The following is a 15528-nucleotide window of genomic DNA, read 5'->3' as shown; positions in this document are numbered from 1 at the left end:
CGCACTCAGAACCACCAGAAGCAAAACTAACAGCTTTGAACCGTTACCACGACTTTAAACCGTGTCTGTCGGACGTGAGTCCGACAGACTGCTAGTCTGGCGTCCTGCGCGGCAAAGCGCGCTTCAAGAACCGCCTCGAAGTGGTCCTTGGTCAGCAAGTTTTCGGCAAAATGTGGCAGGGTTTCCGCCATAAGCTCCGCGTGCGCATCGGCCTGTGGCTCGGGCACTCCCGCGTCTTTCAAGCGGCGAGCGAACCTGAGCGAATCAAACGCCATTGCTGACATGATAGCTCTCCTTTGAGCACTGGCAAGAGTCTGCGCATAGGCTGGTGGCGCCGTTACCGGCGAGCCCAGACTGGCCTGGCCGCCTCGGACCGGCCCATCCGCCTCCAGAAAAATCTCCGCGGAGACGCTTTTCGGTTATGAGACCCCCAAAGAACGCGCCCATCAGGCATAAGAGCCACTGTGTCGCCCATCAACGCCATCGCGTTCTCTCATGCCAGCCACGCCTGCAGCTGCGGCACCACCAGAACCAGCACAATCAAACCCAGCATCCAGGTATGCAGAAACAGGGTTTTCTCGAGCTTGACAAAGCGAGCTTCGAACCGCGCATCCTGCTCAGCAAAGCGCTTTTCGGATTTCGCATCCTGCTCAGCAAAACGCTTTTCGGATTTCGCGTCCTGCTCGGTAAAGCGCTGATCGATGCTCATAAAGCGTTGATCAATGCTAACGAAGCGTTCGTCGATGTTCGCAAAGCGTTCACCGATACTCGCAAACCGTTTCTCTAACTTCGCATCCTGCTCAGCAAAGCGCTGGTCGAGTTTGGCTTCCAGCTTCGCATCCTGCTCGGCAAATCGCGCATCCAGAACCGCCTCAAAATGCGCTTTGGTCAGAACTTTTTCCGCAATAGCGTCAAACGACTCTGCCATGAGCTCCGCCTGCACATCGGCCTGGGGCTCAGGCATTCCGGACTCCCGTAGCCGACGGGCATACCTGAGCGAATCAAACGTGAGTAACGTCATGATAGCTTTCCTGCGGTATCTGGCAAATGCTTTGCCTGTAACTGCCCTGCTCTCTGCTCGCCTGCTCTATACCCGCTCTATACCCGCCTCTTCCCAGCTCACCAGTTCTTCACCTACCTGCTTGTTTTTACCCTCCTGTGTTTTAGTCGCGTTCTCGCGGCGTGGCGGCGCCACCTGGATAAGAATGCCAAAAACACACGCAGGCGGGAACATCATTTACGGTCAATCTGTGTCAGCCTAGCTCCCTGCAATAAAACTCCGCGGAAACGCTTTTTAGTTATAAAAGACACGGCCTCCAAACCTTTTACTCATATTTTCTCCAAACCCGCTGGCAAGAGCCCCAAGCCACTCTCACGCCAACCACGCCTGCACCTGCAGCACGACCAGAACCACCGCAATCGACCCATCCCGCTGGTTTACACCCCCACCCCCGCCCCCTACACTTGCGGCTCATTCGCGACACTGCACGGGCCCCATGGCGGACGACCTTTCCATTTCCTATTCACTGGGTAGCGAGACGCCCCCGGAGCACGCCGCAGAGGAGCTCGTCGCCTTCGCCGACTGCGAACTGATCGGCCTGAATCCGCAGATGATGCTGGTGATCAACCGCCAGAACGGCAAGCAGCAGGTGCTGGCGCCACAGGTGGTGGAGGGGCTTACCACCTGCACCACCTTCCGCAGTATCGCCGAGCACGCGAAGCACCTGGCGGAAACGCGGCCTGAGCTGAAGGGCCAGGAAGCCATGGCCAGGCAGGTGCTCGAACAGCTGAGCGACGCCGGCATGCTGCTGCGCGCCAGCACCATCAGCGAGCGGCTCAATCAGCCGGTGGAGAAAACGCCGGCAGCGCCGACCCGCGCCTTCATCATTACCTGCGACCGTCCCGAGGCGGTGCAGCGGCTGCTCAGCTCCCTGCTGCGCGCGGGCAACCTCACCCGGCAGGACGCGCTGTTTCTGGTGGATGACTCCCGCGATCCGGCCAACCGCGAAGCCAACCGCGAGGCGGTAGCGACGTTCAACCTCACCAGCGCCCGGGATATGTACTATGTGGGCGCTGACGCGCAGGCCGCGTTAATGCAGGGGCTGATCGCCGCCAACCCCGAGCACGAGGCCGGCATCCGCTTCCTTATTGACCCCGCACAATGGACCGGGCGCAAGACCTACGGCCGCGCCCGCACCCTGGCTCTGCTGCTGTCCGTGGGCTACCGCGCCATCGTGATGGACGACGATATTCTGTGCCAGGCCATTCTGCCGCCGGTGCGCGAAGAGGGCATCGGCATCAGCGGCGGCGGGCGCAAGGCCGCGTTCTTCCCCGACAAAGACACGCTGATGCACAGCGGCCAGCCGGCGGACTTCGACCCACTCACCGGTCACGCGGTGGCACTCGGCCGCTCACTGTCAGAAGCGATTCAGGCACTCAACGGCGGGCCGCTCGACACATCGCAGCTGCAGCGCTGCAACGCCGCCATGACCAACGTGCTGAGCGCCGACTCGCCCATTCTGGTCACCCAGTGTGGCTCCTGGGGCGATCCGGGCACGGGCAGCGCACACTGGGCGCTGTCGCTGGATGAGGATTCCGTCGACCGACTGGTCACCGCGCCCCACGGCATGGCCGAGGCGCTGGAGAACCGGCTGGCCTGGCTGGGCAGTTCGCGGCACAACATCATGAAGATGGCCTTCATGTCGCAGATGACCGGGCTCGACAACAGCGCCCTGCTGCCGCCCTACTTTCCCGTGTTTCGCGGCGAAGACCTGCTGTTCGGCGCCATGGTGGAAGCCATGCACCACCGCGCGGCCATCATTGAATACGGCTGGGCGGTTCCCCACCTGCCGCTGGAATCCCGCCGCGACCGCGGCCTGCGCGAGCCCATTGCGGGGGCCGGCGGCGTATCGCTGTTTGCCCGCTATCTCACCGAGCGCATCGACTACAAGGACGCCACCAACCCCGCACAACGCCTGCGCCACCTCGCTGCCGACGCACGCCGCGTGGCCAACCGCTCCAATGACGATCTGCTGCTCGACTACCGCACCGAGCTCGCCCGCGGCCACGCCGATCAGCTGCGGGCACTTAACCAGCAGTTCCAGCGCTCCCGCGACCTGCCCTCCAATAACTGGCAGGGCTACCTGCAGCGTGGCATGGAAGAGATGCAGCAGGTGCTGGTGAATCCGCGCAGCCCGACGCAGCTGAAGGGTATTGCCGAAGGGACGTCAGAGGCCGAGGTGCTGGCGCGGTTCCGGGAACTGGCTCGAGGGTGGGCGGATGCGCTGGATGGCTGGGTGGCGGTCAGGGAGGCGAGTGTCACCGTCGTGCGTGAGTTAGTGGATGATGGGGTAATGGCGGCGTAGAGGTTGCCGATAAACGTGATGTCACTGACATATTTGCTGGTGTCCATGGTGACACCCTGGCTGGCGGGCCTGTCAGTGCAGCGGGCACTGGAATCTCGAGCAGCGTATCCTCCACACCCCCTTCGCCAGGCGGCCTTCGGGTTTTTCCTGGGCTACTCATTGCTTCAATGGCTGGTACTGACCGTCAGCGGCATTTTTGGCCACGTGTCTATTACTGGCCTGAACCTTGCCCTGATGCTCATTGCGCTCTTGAGTCACCTCATATACCGGCGCTTTAAACATCACCCTGGCCCTCCCCAGTGGATCTCCCCCGTCCCCCTGCAAACCGACTGGGTGTTCTGGTTTTTTCTGATTCTCGCGCTGGTACATCTGCTGCTTTCCACTCTGGAAACACTGCATCGACCCGTTTTCCCCTGGGACGCCTGGTTGAGCTGGATGTACCGCGCCAAAGCCTGGTTTTACGCCGGCAGTATTCTGCCGATGGATTCACCAGCAGACTGGCTGAGTGGGGCAGGCGATGCTCTGTACAACGTCGCTGGCGCACACTATCCGACGCTGGTGCCGATCACGGCGTTCTGGACTGCGCTGCATCTCGGTGAATGGAGCGAGACACTGGTAAACCTTCCGGTGCTGGGCTGCGGACTTGCTCTTGGTGCGGGGCTTTACGGATTAAGCCGGGAAGCCGGTGCAACACGCGCAAAAAGCGCCATTGGCGCCTATTTCCTCTTATCCATTCCCCTTGTCGGGGCGCACCTGTCGCTGGCTGGTCAGGCAGATATCTGGATGGCCGGTTATGCGGGACTGGGCACAAGCGCCTGTTTGCTGGGCCTGGCCAGGAGAGACCGGCACTTTTTCTGGCTCGGCCTGCTTCTTGTCGCGCTATCAACAGGGGTTAAAGCGGAGGGGGGTATCTGGCTGGCCGTGGTGGGGTGTGTCGGCCTGGTTGTCTGGCTGGACAGTCGCAGAAAGTTGGCGACGGCGCTCATTCTACCCGGCATGCTGCTGGCACTCTGGGTAGCTGGCATTCGGTACGTCGATCTGCCGCTGTTTGGCGGAGTCGGTGTGCGTGATGGTGTATTGCACGCGTCCTTTCTCGGCGCCCATCCACTGGAATCGCATTCCATTCTCGACGACTACTGGCAGAACTTTATGGCAGGGGGCAGCTGGCATCTTCTTTGGCCGCTGGTTTTCCTCGCAGCTCTCGCTTCGCTGGGCCAAGCTAACACGGACTTGCGTCGTGTCATTCCGGCATTCGTCATTGTGTTGATCGCGTCACAGGCATTCATTTTCGGCGCCACCAGCCAGGGCCGCTGGGCTGAAGACTGGACCGCCATCAACAGAATTCCACTCCACATGGCACCGGCACTGGTCTTCTGCCTTGTATTGATGGTCACGCGACGAAACCCTTCGCAATCCGTGTCTGGCGCACAGCTACTGATAACGGGCTCCCTTGCCACAATCGCGCTTTCCATCGCCACCCTGGTATTCCTCGGTGCAGGTGCGATGGGCGATTCTGCAAAGGCGATCGAAATAGCGCCGGCCGACCATAAGCTTGTGATGGGCCAGGGCACACTGAACGATAACACGCGTGCTATCACCCGGTTTGACAACAATGTCGCCCTCGTCAGTAGCGGCCCGGTGCGGATCAATACGGCCGGGCTTTCATTGATCTCTGTCGTGACCGGCGGTGAGAACAAAAACGGTCAGAACGTCTTCTGGCGAACCCGTGAAGATCCAGAAAACCTGAAAATGTTGCAATATGAAGGCCGTGGCACTCACTACCTGCAGCTTGCGGAAAATGATGACTGGTCGGGCACCGTCACGGAGATTGGTCTGGTGTTCTACGACGATGGCGGTACGCTGACCGTTGGCGATATCCGCGTGCAGGCGGATTCCTTCGGCACGCGACTCCAGCGCGTTCTCACAGAGTGGACGCAAATGATGCCATGGTCGCAAAAATCCGTGCACTGGCTGCCGGCGGGCGCGCCAGAAAGTCTGTTACCCCTGCCCGCTTTCATTGCCGGCTGGCTGCTACTCGCCATCGTCATTTTACGCATACGCCGGGCCAGACACCCGGGCAGCCGATTCGCCAGTGCCGCCACGCTCAGCGTGGCAGCCTGGCTCCTGCTTGATGCCCGCTGGCTGATGAATCACACGATCAACACCGCAGACACCGTTTCAGACTATCCGCTGGCCAGCAATCAGCCTCTCCGCTTCGGTGGCGACAGAACATTAACGTCGGTGCTTGAAGACGTAAACGGAACCCTCGCAGACGATCAGCGTCCCCTACTGATAACGTCAGATGATCTACGAATGCGCTATCAGATGCTGCGGGCAAAGTACCATGCGTTGCCGCGCGCCGCGTTTGTCGAGGAACGGACACGCGAGGAAATTCGCACTCAATGGCAGCACAGGGCGCATCATTTACTGGTGCTAAAGCAGCCCTACCGCGATCCCGCTGCACGGCCAACCACGGCGATGGAATGGCAGGCATTCTTTTCCGAGGAGGATAATCAATACACGGTGGTCCGGGAAACCGCCGACGCTTTCCTTCTAAGCCGGACATCCGGTGATCGACGCAACGCTGACGAACAGGTTGAGAAGTGAGCGCAAGCCCACCGTCTGACGAGAGCAGCCCCTCCCTGCGTGTACTGCATATTGGCAAATACTTCCCGCCGTTTCGTGGCGGCATGGAGACCTATCTTCGCGACCTCATGCGTGCCATGACCGACGTTCAGGTAATCAGCTCTGCCCTCGTGCACGACCACCGGAGGAGCTTTCGTTCGCGCGCCTCCACGTTAACCACCGCAAGGAGCGAACTGACAATCCTCAGGGCGGCTCGCTGGATCAACCTGAGTTTCGCGCCAATCAGTCCCGGCTTCCCACTTCTGTTTCTGCGAATGCTCAGACAGGAGAAGCCGGATATCCTGCATTTTCACCTGCCGAACGCCTCCACGTTCTGGGCACTGATCATTCCCAAGGCCCGGCGGCTGCCCTGGGTGGTACACTGGCATTCCGATGTGCCGGAGACGGTATTCGCATCGCACTGGTGGCTTAGGCCCCTTGCACTGCCCTATCGGGCACTTGAGCGAGCGCTGCTGCGGCGCGCTGCCCGAATAATTGCCACCTCGCCACCCTACCTGCGGAGCAGCCCGTTCCTCGCCGCATTTCGTGGGAAATGTAGGGTGATACCGCTGGGCCTTCCCTCGCCGGCGCCAACACACACATGCGCCGGGAATAAGACTGCCAGCCGAGGTCCCGATGAGCCACTGAGGCTGCTGGCGGTGGGCCGTTTGAGTTATTACAAAGGGTTCAGCGTTCTTCTGGAAGCGCTGAGCCAGGCGCCGGACGTAGAGTTACAGCTGGTCGGCGATGGCGAACGTCGAGACGAGCTTCAAGCGCTGGCGAGCGAATTGTCCATCGATTCCCGGGTGCGCTTCAGGGGCTCGATTTCTGATGAGGAACTGGAAGCGGCCTGGGCATGGTGCGACTGCCTGTGCCTGCCATCCATTGAGCGGTCAGAGGCCTTCGGTATCGTCCTGCTGGAGGCGATGTCCCGGGGAAAAGCCTGTATCGTGTCTGATATTCATGGCTCAGGCATGGGCTGGGTTGTGGAAGAGGGTGTCACGGGGCTGGTGGTGGAATCACGCAACGCGCAGGCACTGAGCGAGGGTCTGCAGGCCCTGAACAGCGATCGTGCCGCACTTGACCGGATGGGCCGTGCCGGGCAGAGAAAATTTCAGGATCAACTGGATATTGCCCGCTCCGCCCGTCAGGTGAAAACCCTATACCAGGATGTGACTGCCCATGCCGGATGACAGCCTGAGCCAGGCTACCGCGGAAGCGATACCGGCAAAAATTGCCATCGTGATTCCCGCCTTCAATGAGGCGGCGCTCATCGGCACCGTGCTGCGGGATATACGATCACACTGTCCGTATGACATTGTTGTTGTCGACGACGCCAGCACCGACGAGACGGTAATGGAGGCCGAGCGTGCCGGGGCCATTGTGGTGCCACTCGCCGCCCAACTCGGGGCCTGGGGCGCGACACAAACGGGTCTGCGCTATGCGCTGCGCAAGGGCTTCAATACAGTGGTGAGTATGGACGCAGACGGCCAGCATGAAGCGGCTTCTCTCTCCGCACTGCTGCAACCTGTGCTGAGCGGCCAGGCAGACGTTGTCGTCGGGGCCTGTCCCGAGCGCGGTTCACCGCTGAGAAAACTCGCCTGGCAATTGATGAAGCGGGTCTCTGGCCTCGCACTCGAAGATATTACGTCCGGATACCGCGTGTACAATTACCGTGCTCTCAAAGAACTCGCCAGCTGGCGTGCCACGCTTCTGGACTACCAGGACGTCGGCGTGCTGATGCTTCTGCAGGCAAAGGGCCTGCGCATTATCGACAAGAGCGTATCCATGCAGCCGAGGCTTGACGGTAAATCGCGGATTTTTCATTCCTGGCTGATTGTAGGCTATTACATGAGCCAGACACTGGTACTCGGCATGTCAAAGCGCCGCTTTACAAAGCGCCGGCACCCGACAGGGGTAAAGGAGTTAACGTGATTGCTCTAGTCAGTGGAAGCATCGGCCTTTTTGTCGCGATCGCCATTCTGGTTCTCATGCGCAGAGACAAGCTGCATGCGGGGCATGGCCTCGGCTGGTTTCTGGTGGCCGTTGCATTTGCGTGCCTGGGATTTGCACCGGGCATTGTCGACACCATCGCGCGCTGGCTGGGCATTGAGTATCCGCCGGCACTCGCTCTGACTGTCGGCATGGCGGTGCTCGTGCTCAAGCTCTTGCTGATGGATATCGAGCGCTCACGGATAGAGATGCGCCACCAACGCCTGACCCAGCGTATTGCCATGCTTGAGGCCACGCTCCGGCACGAGAGGACTGGGGTCGAAAAGAGCGTGCCAGAGAATGACCCCTGACAGAATAGCGGCCCCAGGTAGGATGACTTCAGGGTTTGCCAACAGGGCTCACGCTGGCCCGGCGTCAGCCAATCAGATAGTCAACCGCTCCTCCAGCCGTTAAACCGACGAACTCATTGGACTGCGTCATGTCGACAACCACCTGCGCCTGGTCACGGCTGCCGGAGACCAGCTCACCGGTCCACCAGGCAAAGCCATCGGGATCGGGTTCGCGATCAAACACGTTCTGATACATATGCAGGACGAACGCCTCGGCGCCGATATCGCCCGGCTGCGACGAGCCGGGGAAAAACCCCAGGAACTCCTGAGACCAGAGAAACCCCTCCACCATCGACTCCAGCGTGTGTTCACTGGCGGCAATTTGTCCGGACCACCAGTCGAACCCCTCATTGTCCGGCATGCGCCCGAGAACGCCGCTGTAGGCCCGATACAGCTGGGCGTCCTGCGCGGAGACCGCCCCTCCCGAAACCGCAACGATACCGGCATCCCAATAAATGCCATCATCGGTGGGGTCGTCGAGGGTAAAGGCATCGCCCGAGAAATCACCCAGTGTAAGAACAGCACTGGCCGCTGTGTCACCATCGCTGACCTGCACGGTAAAGCTGGCGACGGCGCCAGCCGCTATCAGGGCTGAGGCGCCCGCAAACGGCGAGAACTCGAACTCCCCCGTGTCGGTGAACAGCGTCAATTCGCCCAGGCTGGCGGCGGAGCGCTGCTCTGAATCGCCGCTGGCGGATACCTGCCCCAGCAGGCTGTAGGTCAGATTGTCGCCGTCAGCGTCTGTCGCGCCGAGCGTGCCTGTTATTGCCGCGTAATCGCCAGCGGCGTTGGCCACCAGAACCAGCGGAGCCGGCGGCTCCAGAACGGGCGCGGCATTACTGGCGGCGAACGTGGTCACAGGCAAGGTCGCATCATCAAAGGTCAACGCCTGGATGTTGTAGAGCGTATCGACATCGCCAGAGAGAAGGTGTTCAACCCGCAGGCCGCCGTCGATCGGCTCAATACGATAGGCAGACGAGACGCCCACATACAGTGCTGTATCGTAGCCCTCGCCCCCATCCATGAAATCCGAGCCCGGGCCGCTGTAAAGGCTGTCATCACCCGGCCCGCCATAAACCCTATCGCTCCCGGGGCCAGCATGCACCCAGTCGTCACCCTCTCCCGCCGCAATGTCATCGTTGCCGTCGCTCGACCAGATCACATCATTGCCGTCACCACCGTATATTTCGACAGCAGGATAGGAAAACCGTGGCGAGGTGAGATCAATGACATCGTCGCCGTCGCCCGCTACGATAACCTCCACGCTAACCAGCTGCGGTGCCTCCTGCCCCCGGTCAAGACGTATCACGGTGTCGTAGCCGTTTATACCCAGCAGCGTGTCGTAGCCGGCGCCACCCTCGAAACGATCCAGCGTTGACCACCTGCCATCCAGCGAGACGGACAGGTTGAGTCCGGCGTACCCGGGACTGCCGGCATGATGGAGGCGTCCGCCCGACACATCCAGCGACAGCCGCAAAATGTCATCACCGTCGAAGCCGTAAAGCGCGTCCTCGCCCCAATGACCGTAGAGGTAGTTGTCCAGGTCATTGCCGTAAAGCGTGTCGCCGGCCTCCCCGCCCAGGGCTTCCTCTATTTCTGTGCCGAAGGCAATCCACACGGTTCTCTCATCGGTGTACTGAACAAACCCATTGCTGCGGAATTCAATCGGTTGACCCAGGGATGACCAGCTGCCCTGGCGAAGATCAATCGTGGCGCCGGTTTTCGCTGCCTGATAGTCAATGGTATCGATGCCGCCGCTGTCCCATATCGTTTCCCAGTACCTCCCGGTGTCGGAGAAGACATAGGTGTTGTCACCGCCTGCGTGCCGCCTGTTTTCGCCATAGAGATACTGCAGTGCCTGAATATCCAGCAGCATTGGGGTGGTGGGATAACGATCAGGATAATAATCATTACCAGTGGGGTCGCTGGTATACGACATGATGGTATAAAAATAGTTGTCGGTGCCGGCCGGGCCGCCAGGCAGACGTGCGCCGTTGCCTTTCTCATCGTCAAACGGGTGCTTCAAGCCCAGTGCGTGACCAATTTCATGCAGCACCGTAAAAAACTCAGAGGATAGCGGCGCGATTGCCTGTCCGGCAAAATCGTTGTTGCCTAACCAGATATCCCCGCCGGCAGGTCGAGTCGACGGCAGATAGGCCCAGGCTGAGAAACCTTCTTCGACACGACTTTCAGTGATGGCAAGACGTATCTCTCCCACCTCAAATTCGTTATCCAGTGTCTCGCTGAACCTGATGTCTGCCACGGCGCCGATAGCGGCCAGGGCCTCGCGCGCACTGTCGCGCTGGCCCGGGGATAGCGGCGACCAGCCGTCGTACCATTCAGCGCCCTCATAGCTGCCGTAGTCTCTGGAAAAATACGCCTGGCCCTCGGGAAAACTGAATGTGAGCTCCACGCCCGAACCCAGCCCGCCACCCCATTTATTCCCAAACAGCAGGCTGTCAACGGCGTTGTCGCCCAGGAATGGAATGGTGGTGACCGGCGTTGAGCTGGACGTGGGTGTGGCCATCGGTGGAAACTGTCCCGCGAAAAAAACGGATTGAGTATAAATGGAGATCAGACCGGAAAGCGATGCCGCAACGCCCGTTGTGTGCGTCACCCCGTAATCTGGCGTCAGCGATTCTTGAAGGTTGTGATATGAAGCACTTTACAGGTGGACCACCGTGTCGACTTCGCTTTTCCCGCGTAACATCGCGGTGACAAAAGAGACACCGCTACTGCCACTCAATGACAGGGTATCGGCGCCGGCTGAAGGGCTGCTATTGAGAACAGTGCCCTCGAAGTTAAAAACGATAAATCCATTTCGGGGGATAGGGAAGGCGCCCTTGCTGATGAAGAGGCCAATACCGTCAAAATCATCCAGGTCGAAGGTTGTGTCGCCTATCGGTGACGATAGCGTCAGGCTTTGCCCAGGGGATATGAGCCCGGGGCGCGCGACTCATCGGATGAAGCAACGGTAGATCAACTGCATCGGGACACAACGGGGATGATCGTTTAGGCTATCCAGGGCTTCCTACGAGGGGTAACCATGGTATTTTGTATTCTGAGTCTGGCCCTTTTCGGGGCAGGCTATATTTTAGGGCGGTGCCACAGTAGCCGTTGGCGGCGGGACCGGCTGGCATGTCTGGAGCGAAATCTACAGCTTATTGCGGCACGCAATACGATCAAGGGCTTTCGTCGCAAGCGCCGACGGCTACGTTTAACACATTGGCAAAAGTGGTTGCTGGGGTTTCTGCATTGGTGTTCACCCACCCTCACTCGCTATACCGTCATCTCACCGGGCACGCTTATCCGTTGGCAGCGTCGGTATGTCAAAAGTTACTGGTGGCTGATATCGGAAATAGCGAAAAGTAAAATCGCGAAGAGCGCCGGTAGACCAAAGATACACGTCACCATCGAAAAACTCATTGTCAATATCAAGAAGGCAAACCCTGGTTACGGCGCGAAACGAATTACGAGTATTCTCAGTGTTCAACTGGATGTACGCATCTCGACAGGTACGGTTAGAAACGTTCTCCGAAGAAACTGGAAACTCTTCCCACCTTCCGGTCCGCACGGCCAGAAATGGTTGACGTTTCTGAACAATCATCGGGAATGTCTTTCGTGCATGGACTTCAAGGTTGTGTTCGATTGGCGTGCGCGGCCACTGTTTATTTTATCTGTGATCGATCACGCGCGACGCCGGCTGGTTCTGTGTCGGTCGACGTACAATCCGACATCGGCCTGGGTGTCACAACAAATCCGGGAGGCCTTTCCGTTTGATGAGGCTCCTGCGAAGCTGCTCATGGATAACGACAGTATTTTTTTGCCGGTGATCGAGAACACGCTTCCAGCAATGGGCATTGGCGTTGTCCGCACAGGCATAAAATGTCCGTGGCAAAACGGCGTAGTGGAAAGATTCAACCGGACACTCACTGAAGAGCTGCTGAATCATATTATTCCAATTAGCGACACGCATCTTAACCGTCTGCTCCGGGAATATCAGCGTTTCTACAATACTGCTCGGCCTCATCGAGCCAACAAGGGCTGGGCACCGGAACAGCATCCCGCTGGCAATGACGCTTGTTATGACCAGAAACACGTACAGGCAGAAGCCGTTCCCTGGATGAATGGGCTACATCACAGCTACCAACGCGTCGCGTAGCTCCTTTTAGCCAACGTTATCTTGTTTCGATTCCGGCGACTGCAGCCGGGGATTTCTTGTGTCCGGAATTTAACAACAGACTTATTTGATGCGCTTCGTTACCCAAAAGCTGCACTTACCGCCTGGCTACACCCTTAAACCCGAGTGAAAAAGAGCATCCACTCACTGATGTAAGAGAGTCAGATGGATGCTCACATCGTGTTTTGCTTATTTTTGACCCTCACAGTCCGTACCCGCGCCACCGGTAAGCGTTGTCGCAATGCCCGTCGTTACTTTCAGGGTATCGCTGCCTGCACCACCTACCAATACATCTCCAGCGCCAGCAGCAGTAAGGGTGTCGCTACCAGACCCGCCGGTAACAGTAGTTGCACCCGAATCGCCTTGTAGTGTTACAAGCGTCAGGGCCCCTGTCATCGCACTTGCGTCTACGGTAGCTACCTCTGTGCTTGACGCGGAAAGAGTCAAGACAAGGTTGCCCGAACCATCGACATCGATTGATGTAGCGGCATCAGCATCTAACGTCAGAGTGTTTGTCGACACACCGGCTCCACTGGTCTTATCAACGGTCGAGATACCAATAGACTCCACCTTGTCGGCAGTCACTTGGCCAACGTTGACGCCGTTTGCCGCACTGGTGATGATGTTGACGAGATCTGAAGTGCCCGTATCATCTTTCAGCGATACGATAGTATCGTCGCCGACAGCAGATGCAGCGGTCAACTCCACGGTGGCTCCAGACAACATATTATCGAGAGTCAAATCAAAACCACCCCCATTACCGGCCGTCACGACGTAGTTAATGTCGTCCAGGTTGTCTAGGTCGATGGTGCCTGTCGCAGCGACAGCTTCAACTGAAAGCCTTTCGAACCCCGATATTTTCCCTTCGAACGTCGCTGCGCCGCTTAGAGAAACTGCATCTGCAGCTGCGAGAACCAAAGTGTCGGTTCCTTCTCCGCCAGCCAAGTCAGCCGTGGGGATCGCTGGCGTAGCAGCGCTAAGGTCTAGGGTATCGTCACCTGCACCAAGACTGATGGCCTTTGAAATAGCCGTGCCTGGGTTAGCAACGCTGACGTTGTCAACACCTGCTCCACCGGTATAAGTTGCAAGGTCGCCATTGATGGTCGCGGTGACCGTACCTGTAGTGCCTGTTGTATCTACTGCGGTCAGCGTGTCGTTCTCAGCTCCGTTCAGCTTCAAGCCGGCAGAACCCGTGACGGTAGCTGTCTCCAGCGCAGCAAGATCCGTGGCATCAATATCAAGCAGACCAGTACCACCAACTGTCAGCGCCTTGGTAGCGGCTGCGGTTAGGTTCACGTAGTTGCTGCCCGTGGACGTAACGTTAAGGGTCGTTGGGGCGTTCGTGAAAGTAAGAACCGCGTCCACAGTAGCTGAAGAGCCAAGCGCTTCTAGCGTTAACGCCAGAGTTGCAGCGGTGTCTGCAACGGTCATTGTCGCTGTCGTCTGAGCGTTCTTGAGAGAGAGAGTCTCAAGTGCCTCGGTAGCGTTCGTGTCGCCGATCGTAGACCCCGTCGCGTAACCATCGACAGTGATTGTCTTAATGGAGTTCGCAGCAGTGTCATCGATAGAGACTTGACCGTTAGCAACACCCATCACGCCTGATTCAGCAGTGACCGCTGCAGTGCCATTAGTCGGCGCGGAATCTGTTACGCCACCATCCCCCGACGCAACAATTGAGGTATTGCCACCATCTGTTGGCGTAAGGTTCACGGCATTACTGAAGGTAACCTTTGACTGGGTAGCACTAACGGCAACCGCTTCACCAGAGGTCCAATCATTGGTGCTAAGAAGATCGGTATATATGCCCTGTTCAGCTGATGCAGTACCCTGGTCCGCGTCTTTCGCCAAGTTTGCGAAAGCGGCAGCAACTTCAGCCGCAGTCAGTGCCTTCTTCGCTGTAAAAGTTAGCCTCTCTAAGCCAGCATCGCCGTCAAAGGCAATCGTCACGGAGTCACCAGTAGCGAGTGCACCGAACGTGACTTCCTGCGTAGCAGGCACTAATGCGTCACCGGGAACGGCGTCATTCGCAGTTACTGCTTTATCTTGCTTGACGTTTACTTCAGTGGTTGAAGCACCACCGGTGACGTTCACAGCACCTTGCGTAATCGTTGCGGCAGTGGTGTCTGCTGCAGCGGCTGAGGTGTCGCTTGACGCAGATTGCGTTACATTGATCGTAGAGCCACCCGTAACTGCCACGACAGAGTCGAGCGTGCCAGTTGCAGTAGCCGCGGTATATGCAGCCCCTGTAACTTCGACATCGACGGGGCCTGCTGCGCCAGACACTGTGACATTGCGGGCACTCGGCGTGCCAACAGCGACGTTAGCTTGATCAACCGTTACACTATTGCCGCCGCTTGTCGTCGCAGCGCCTGTCACTCCAGCGACGGACACGTCTTGCGTACCCGAAGCAGTCAGACTCAGGTCGGAATTACCCAGACTCTCGATCGCGTTAACTTGCGTAACGCTAGAGTAGCCCGAAAGATCAGCTGTCAGGTCAACTGCCGAACGCAGCGTCACAGCTTCAACGCTCGTGAGAGATACAGCAGGAAGTGCAGTTACAGCAGTGTCTGCTCCACCAGTCCCATTCAACACGTTGATCTGCAGAGTGTCGTTACCGGCTCCACCATCAATGCTGTCTAGCGCTGTCAGCGTTGTGGCAACAGCACCGGTGGTGCCATCTATGACGCCAGTGACGAGATCGTTGCTCGAGGTGCCAGCAATTGTGTCCACACCCGTAGTAAGCGACCAAATCTATGCCTTACTTATCATATTGATATTCTTGATATTATATATGATATCATAGATATCATTAAGACTTGCCGAACTCACGCCGAACAAATGGGCATTAGCGTTGCCGAGCAACTGCCCCTAGCCTACGTAGTTACGCGTGCTGCGCTGCTCTGATGTGCCGAACAATAGGTGTTGCGTATTCCGGCGAACGTGACCGCCCGTTCCGGGCATCGTGACCGACTTGCACACCAGTGCTCGCTGGCGACCGTAGTTTTACACTGACCGG

The 15528-nt window shown here is 58.4% G+C and carries 10 protein-coding genes; 6 read left to right on the top strand and 4 right to left on the bottom strand.

Translation table 11 applies throughout. The annotated features are described in order from the left end of the window. Positions 1–26 precede the first annotated feature (26 nt). On the bottom strand, positions 27–284 hold the full coding sequence (locus EV688_RS17505) for a CCDC90 family protein (protein ID WP_165876898.1): 258 nt from the start codon (positions 282–284) through the stop codon (positions 27–29). A 209-nt stretch (positions 285–493) separates the two neighbouring features. Next, entirely contained in the window at positions 494–928 is a 435-nt protein-coding gene (locus tag EV688_RS17020; RefSeq protein WP_131917719.1) for a hypothetical protein, read from the bottom strand. A 568-nt stretch (positions 929–1496) separates the two neighbouring features. Between EV688_RS17020 and EV688_RS17015 the strand changes: the two genes are divergently transcribed. From EV688_RS17015 to EV688_RS16995, 5 genes are read left to right on the top strand one after another with little or no spacing between them, the layout of a single operon-like run. Continuing rightward, on the top strand, positions 1497–3365 hold the full coding sequence (locus EV688_RS17015; protein WP_117319684.1) for a hypothetical protein: 1869 nt from the start codon (positions 1497–1499) through the stop codon (positions 3363–3365). 18 nt (positions 3366–3383) lie between these two features. Further along, positions 3384–5972: a hypothetical protein gene (locus EV688_RS17010; RefSeq protein WP_117319685.1), complete on the top strand. Its 2589-nt coding sequence runs from the start codon at positions 3384–3386 to the stop codon at positions 5970–5972. Further along, positions 5969–7183, top strand: a complete 1215-nt coding sequence (locus EV688_RS17005) for a glycosyltransferase (protein ID WP_117319686.1) — start codon at positions 5969–5971, stop codon at positions 7181–7183. Before EV688_RS17010 ends, EV688_RS17005 begins: the two co-directional genes overlap by 4 nt. After that, the gene (locus EV688_RS17000) at positions 7173–7925 is read left to right on the top strand and encodes a glycosyltransferase family 2 protein (protein WP_117319687.1); all 753 of its coding nucleotides are present in this window, start codon (positions 7173–7175) and stop codon (positions 7923–7925) included. Before EV688_RS17005 ends, EV688_RS17000 begins: the two co-directional genes overlap by 11 nt. Continuing rightward, positions 7922–8293 carry a DUF2304 domain-containing protein gene (locus EV688_RS16995; RefSeq protein WP_117319688.1) on the top strand — a complete coding sequence of 124 codons (372 nt, stop codon included), beginning with the start codon at positions 7922–7924 and terminating at the stop codon, positions 8291–8293. Before EV688_RS17000 ends, EV688_RS16995 begins: the two co-directional genes overlap by 4 nt. A gap of 64 nt (positions 8294–8357) precedes the next feature. Here EV688_RS16995 and EV688_RS16990 read toward each other — a convergent pair whose 3' ends face one another. Continuing rightward, positions 8358–10859 carry a DUF4214 domain-containing protein gene (locus EV688_RS16990; RefSeq protein ID WP_117319689.1) on the bottom strand — a complete coding sequence of 834 codons (2502 nt, stop codon included), beginning with the start codon at positions 10857–10859 and terminating at the stop codon, positions 8358–8360. A gap of 519 nt (positions 10860–11378) precedes the next feature. Here EV688_RS16990 and EV688_RS16985 point away from each other — a divergent pair. After that, positions 11379–12494 (top strand): integrase core domain-containing protein, encoded by a 1116-nt coding sequence (locus EV688_RS16985; protein ID WP_117319690.1) that lies wholly within the window; start codon positions 11379–11381, stop codon positions 12492–12494. Between the two features lie 207 nt (positions 12495–12701). Here EV688_RS16985 and EV688_RS16980 read toward each other — a convergent pair whose 3' ends face one another. Next, entirely contained in the window at positions 12702–15242 is a 2541-nt protein-coding gene (locus EV688_RS16980) for a beta strand repeat-containing protein (protein ID WP_131917717.1), read from the bottom strand. Between the last annotated feature and the right edge of the window lie 286 nt (positions 15243–15528).

This window comes from Chromatocurvus halotolerans, assembly GCF_004340525.1.
Taxonomy (GTDB): domain Bacteria; phylum Pseudomonadota; class Gammaproteobacteria; order Pseudomonadales; family Halieaceae; genus Chromatocurvus; species Chromatocurvus halotolerans.
The sequence above is the reverse complement of the archived record's forward strand: the minus strand, read 5'-3'. Positions and strand labels throughout refer to the sequence as shown.

What these genes read in the sequence shown, in the direction of transcription:
- EV688_RS17505 (WP_165876898.1), bottom strand. Translation starts at nt 284, where the DNA reads ATGTCAGCAATGGCGTTTGATTCGCTCAGGTTCGCTCGCCGCTTGAAA.
- EV688_RS16985 (WP_117319690.1), top strand. Translation starts at nt 11,379, where the DNA reads ATGGTATTTTGTATTCTGAGTCTGGCCCTTTTCGGGGCAGGCTATATT.
- EV688_RS17010 (WP_117319685.1), top strand. Translation starts at nt 3,384, where the DNA reads ATGTCACTGACATATTTGCTGGTGTCCATGGTGACACCCTGGCTGGCG.
- EV688_RS17015 (WP_117319684.1), top strand. Translation starts at nt 1,497, where the DNA reads ATGGCGGACGACCTTTCCATTTCCTATTCACTGGGTAGCGAGACGCCC.
- EV688_RS17000 (WP_117319687.1), top strand. Translation starts at nt 7,173, where the DNA reads ATGCCGGATGACAGCCTGAGCCAGGCTACCGCGGAAGCGATACCGGCA.
- EV688_RS16990 (WP_117319689.1), bottom strand. Translation starts at nt 10,859, where the DNA reads ATGGCCACACCCACGTCCAGCTCAACGCCGGTCACCACCATTCCATTC.
- EV688_RS17020 (WP_131917719.1), bottom strand. Translation starts at nt 928, where the DNA reads ATGGCAGAGTCGTTTGACGCTATTGCGGAAAAAGTTCTGACCAAAGCG.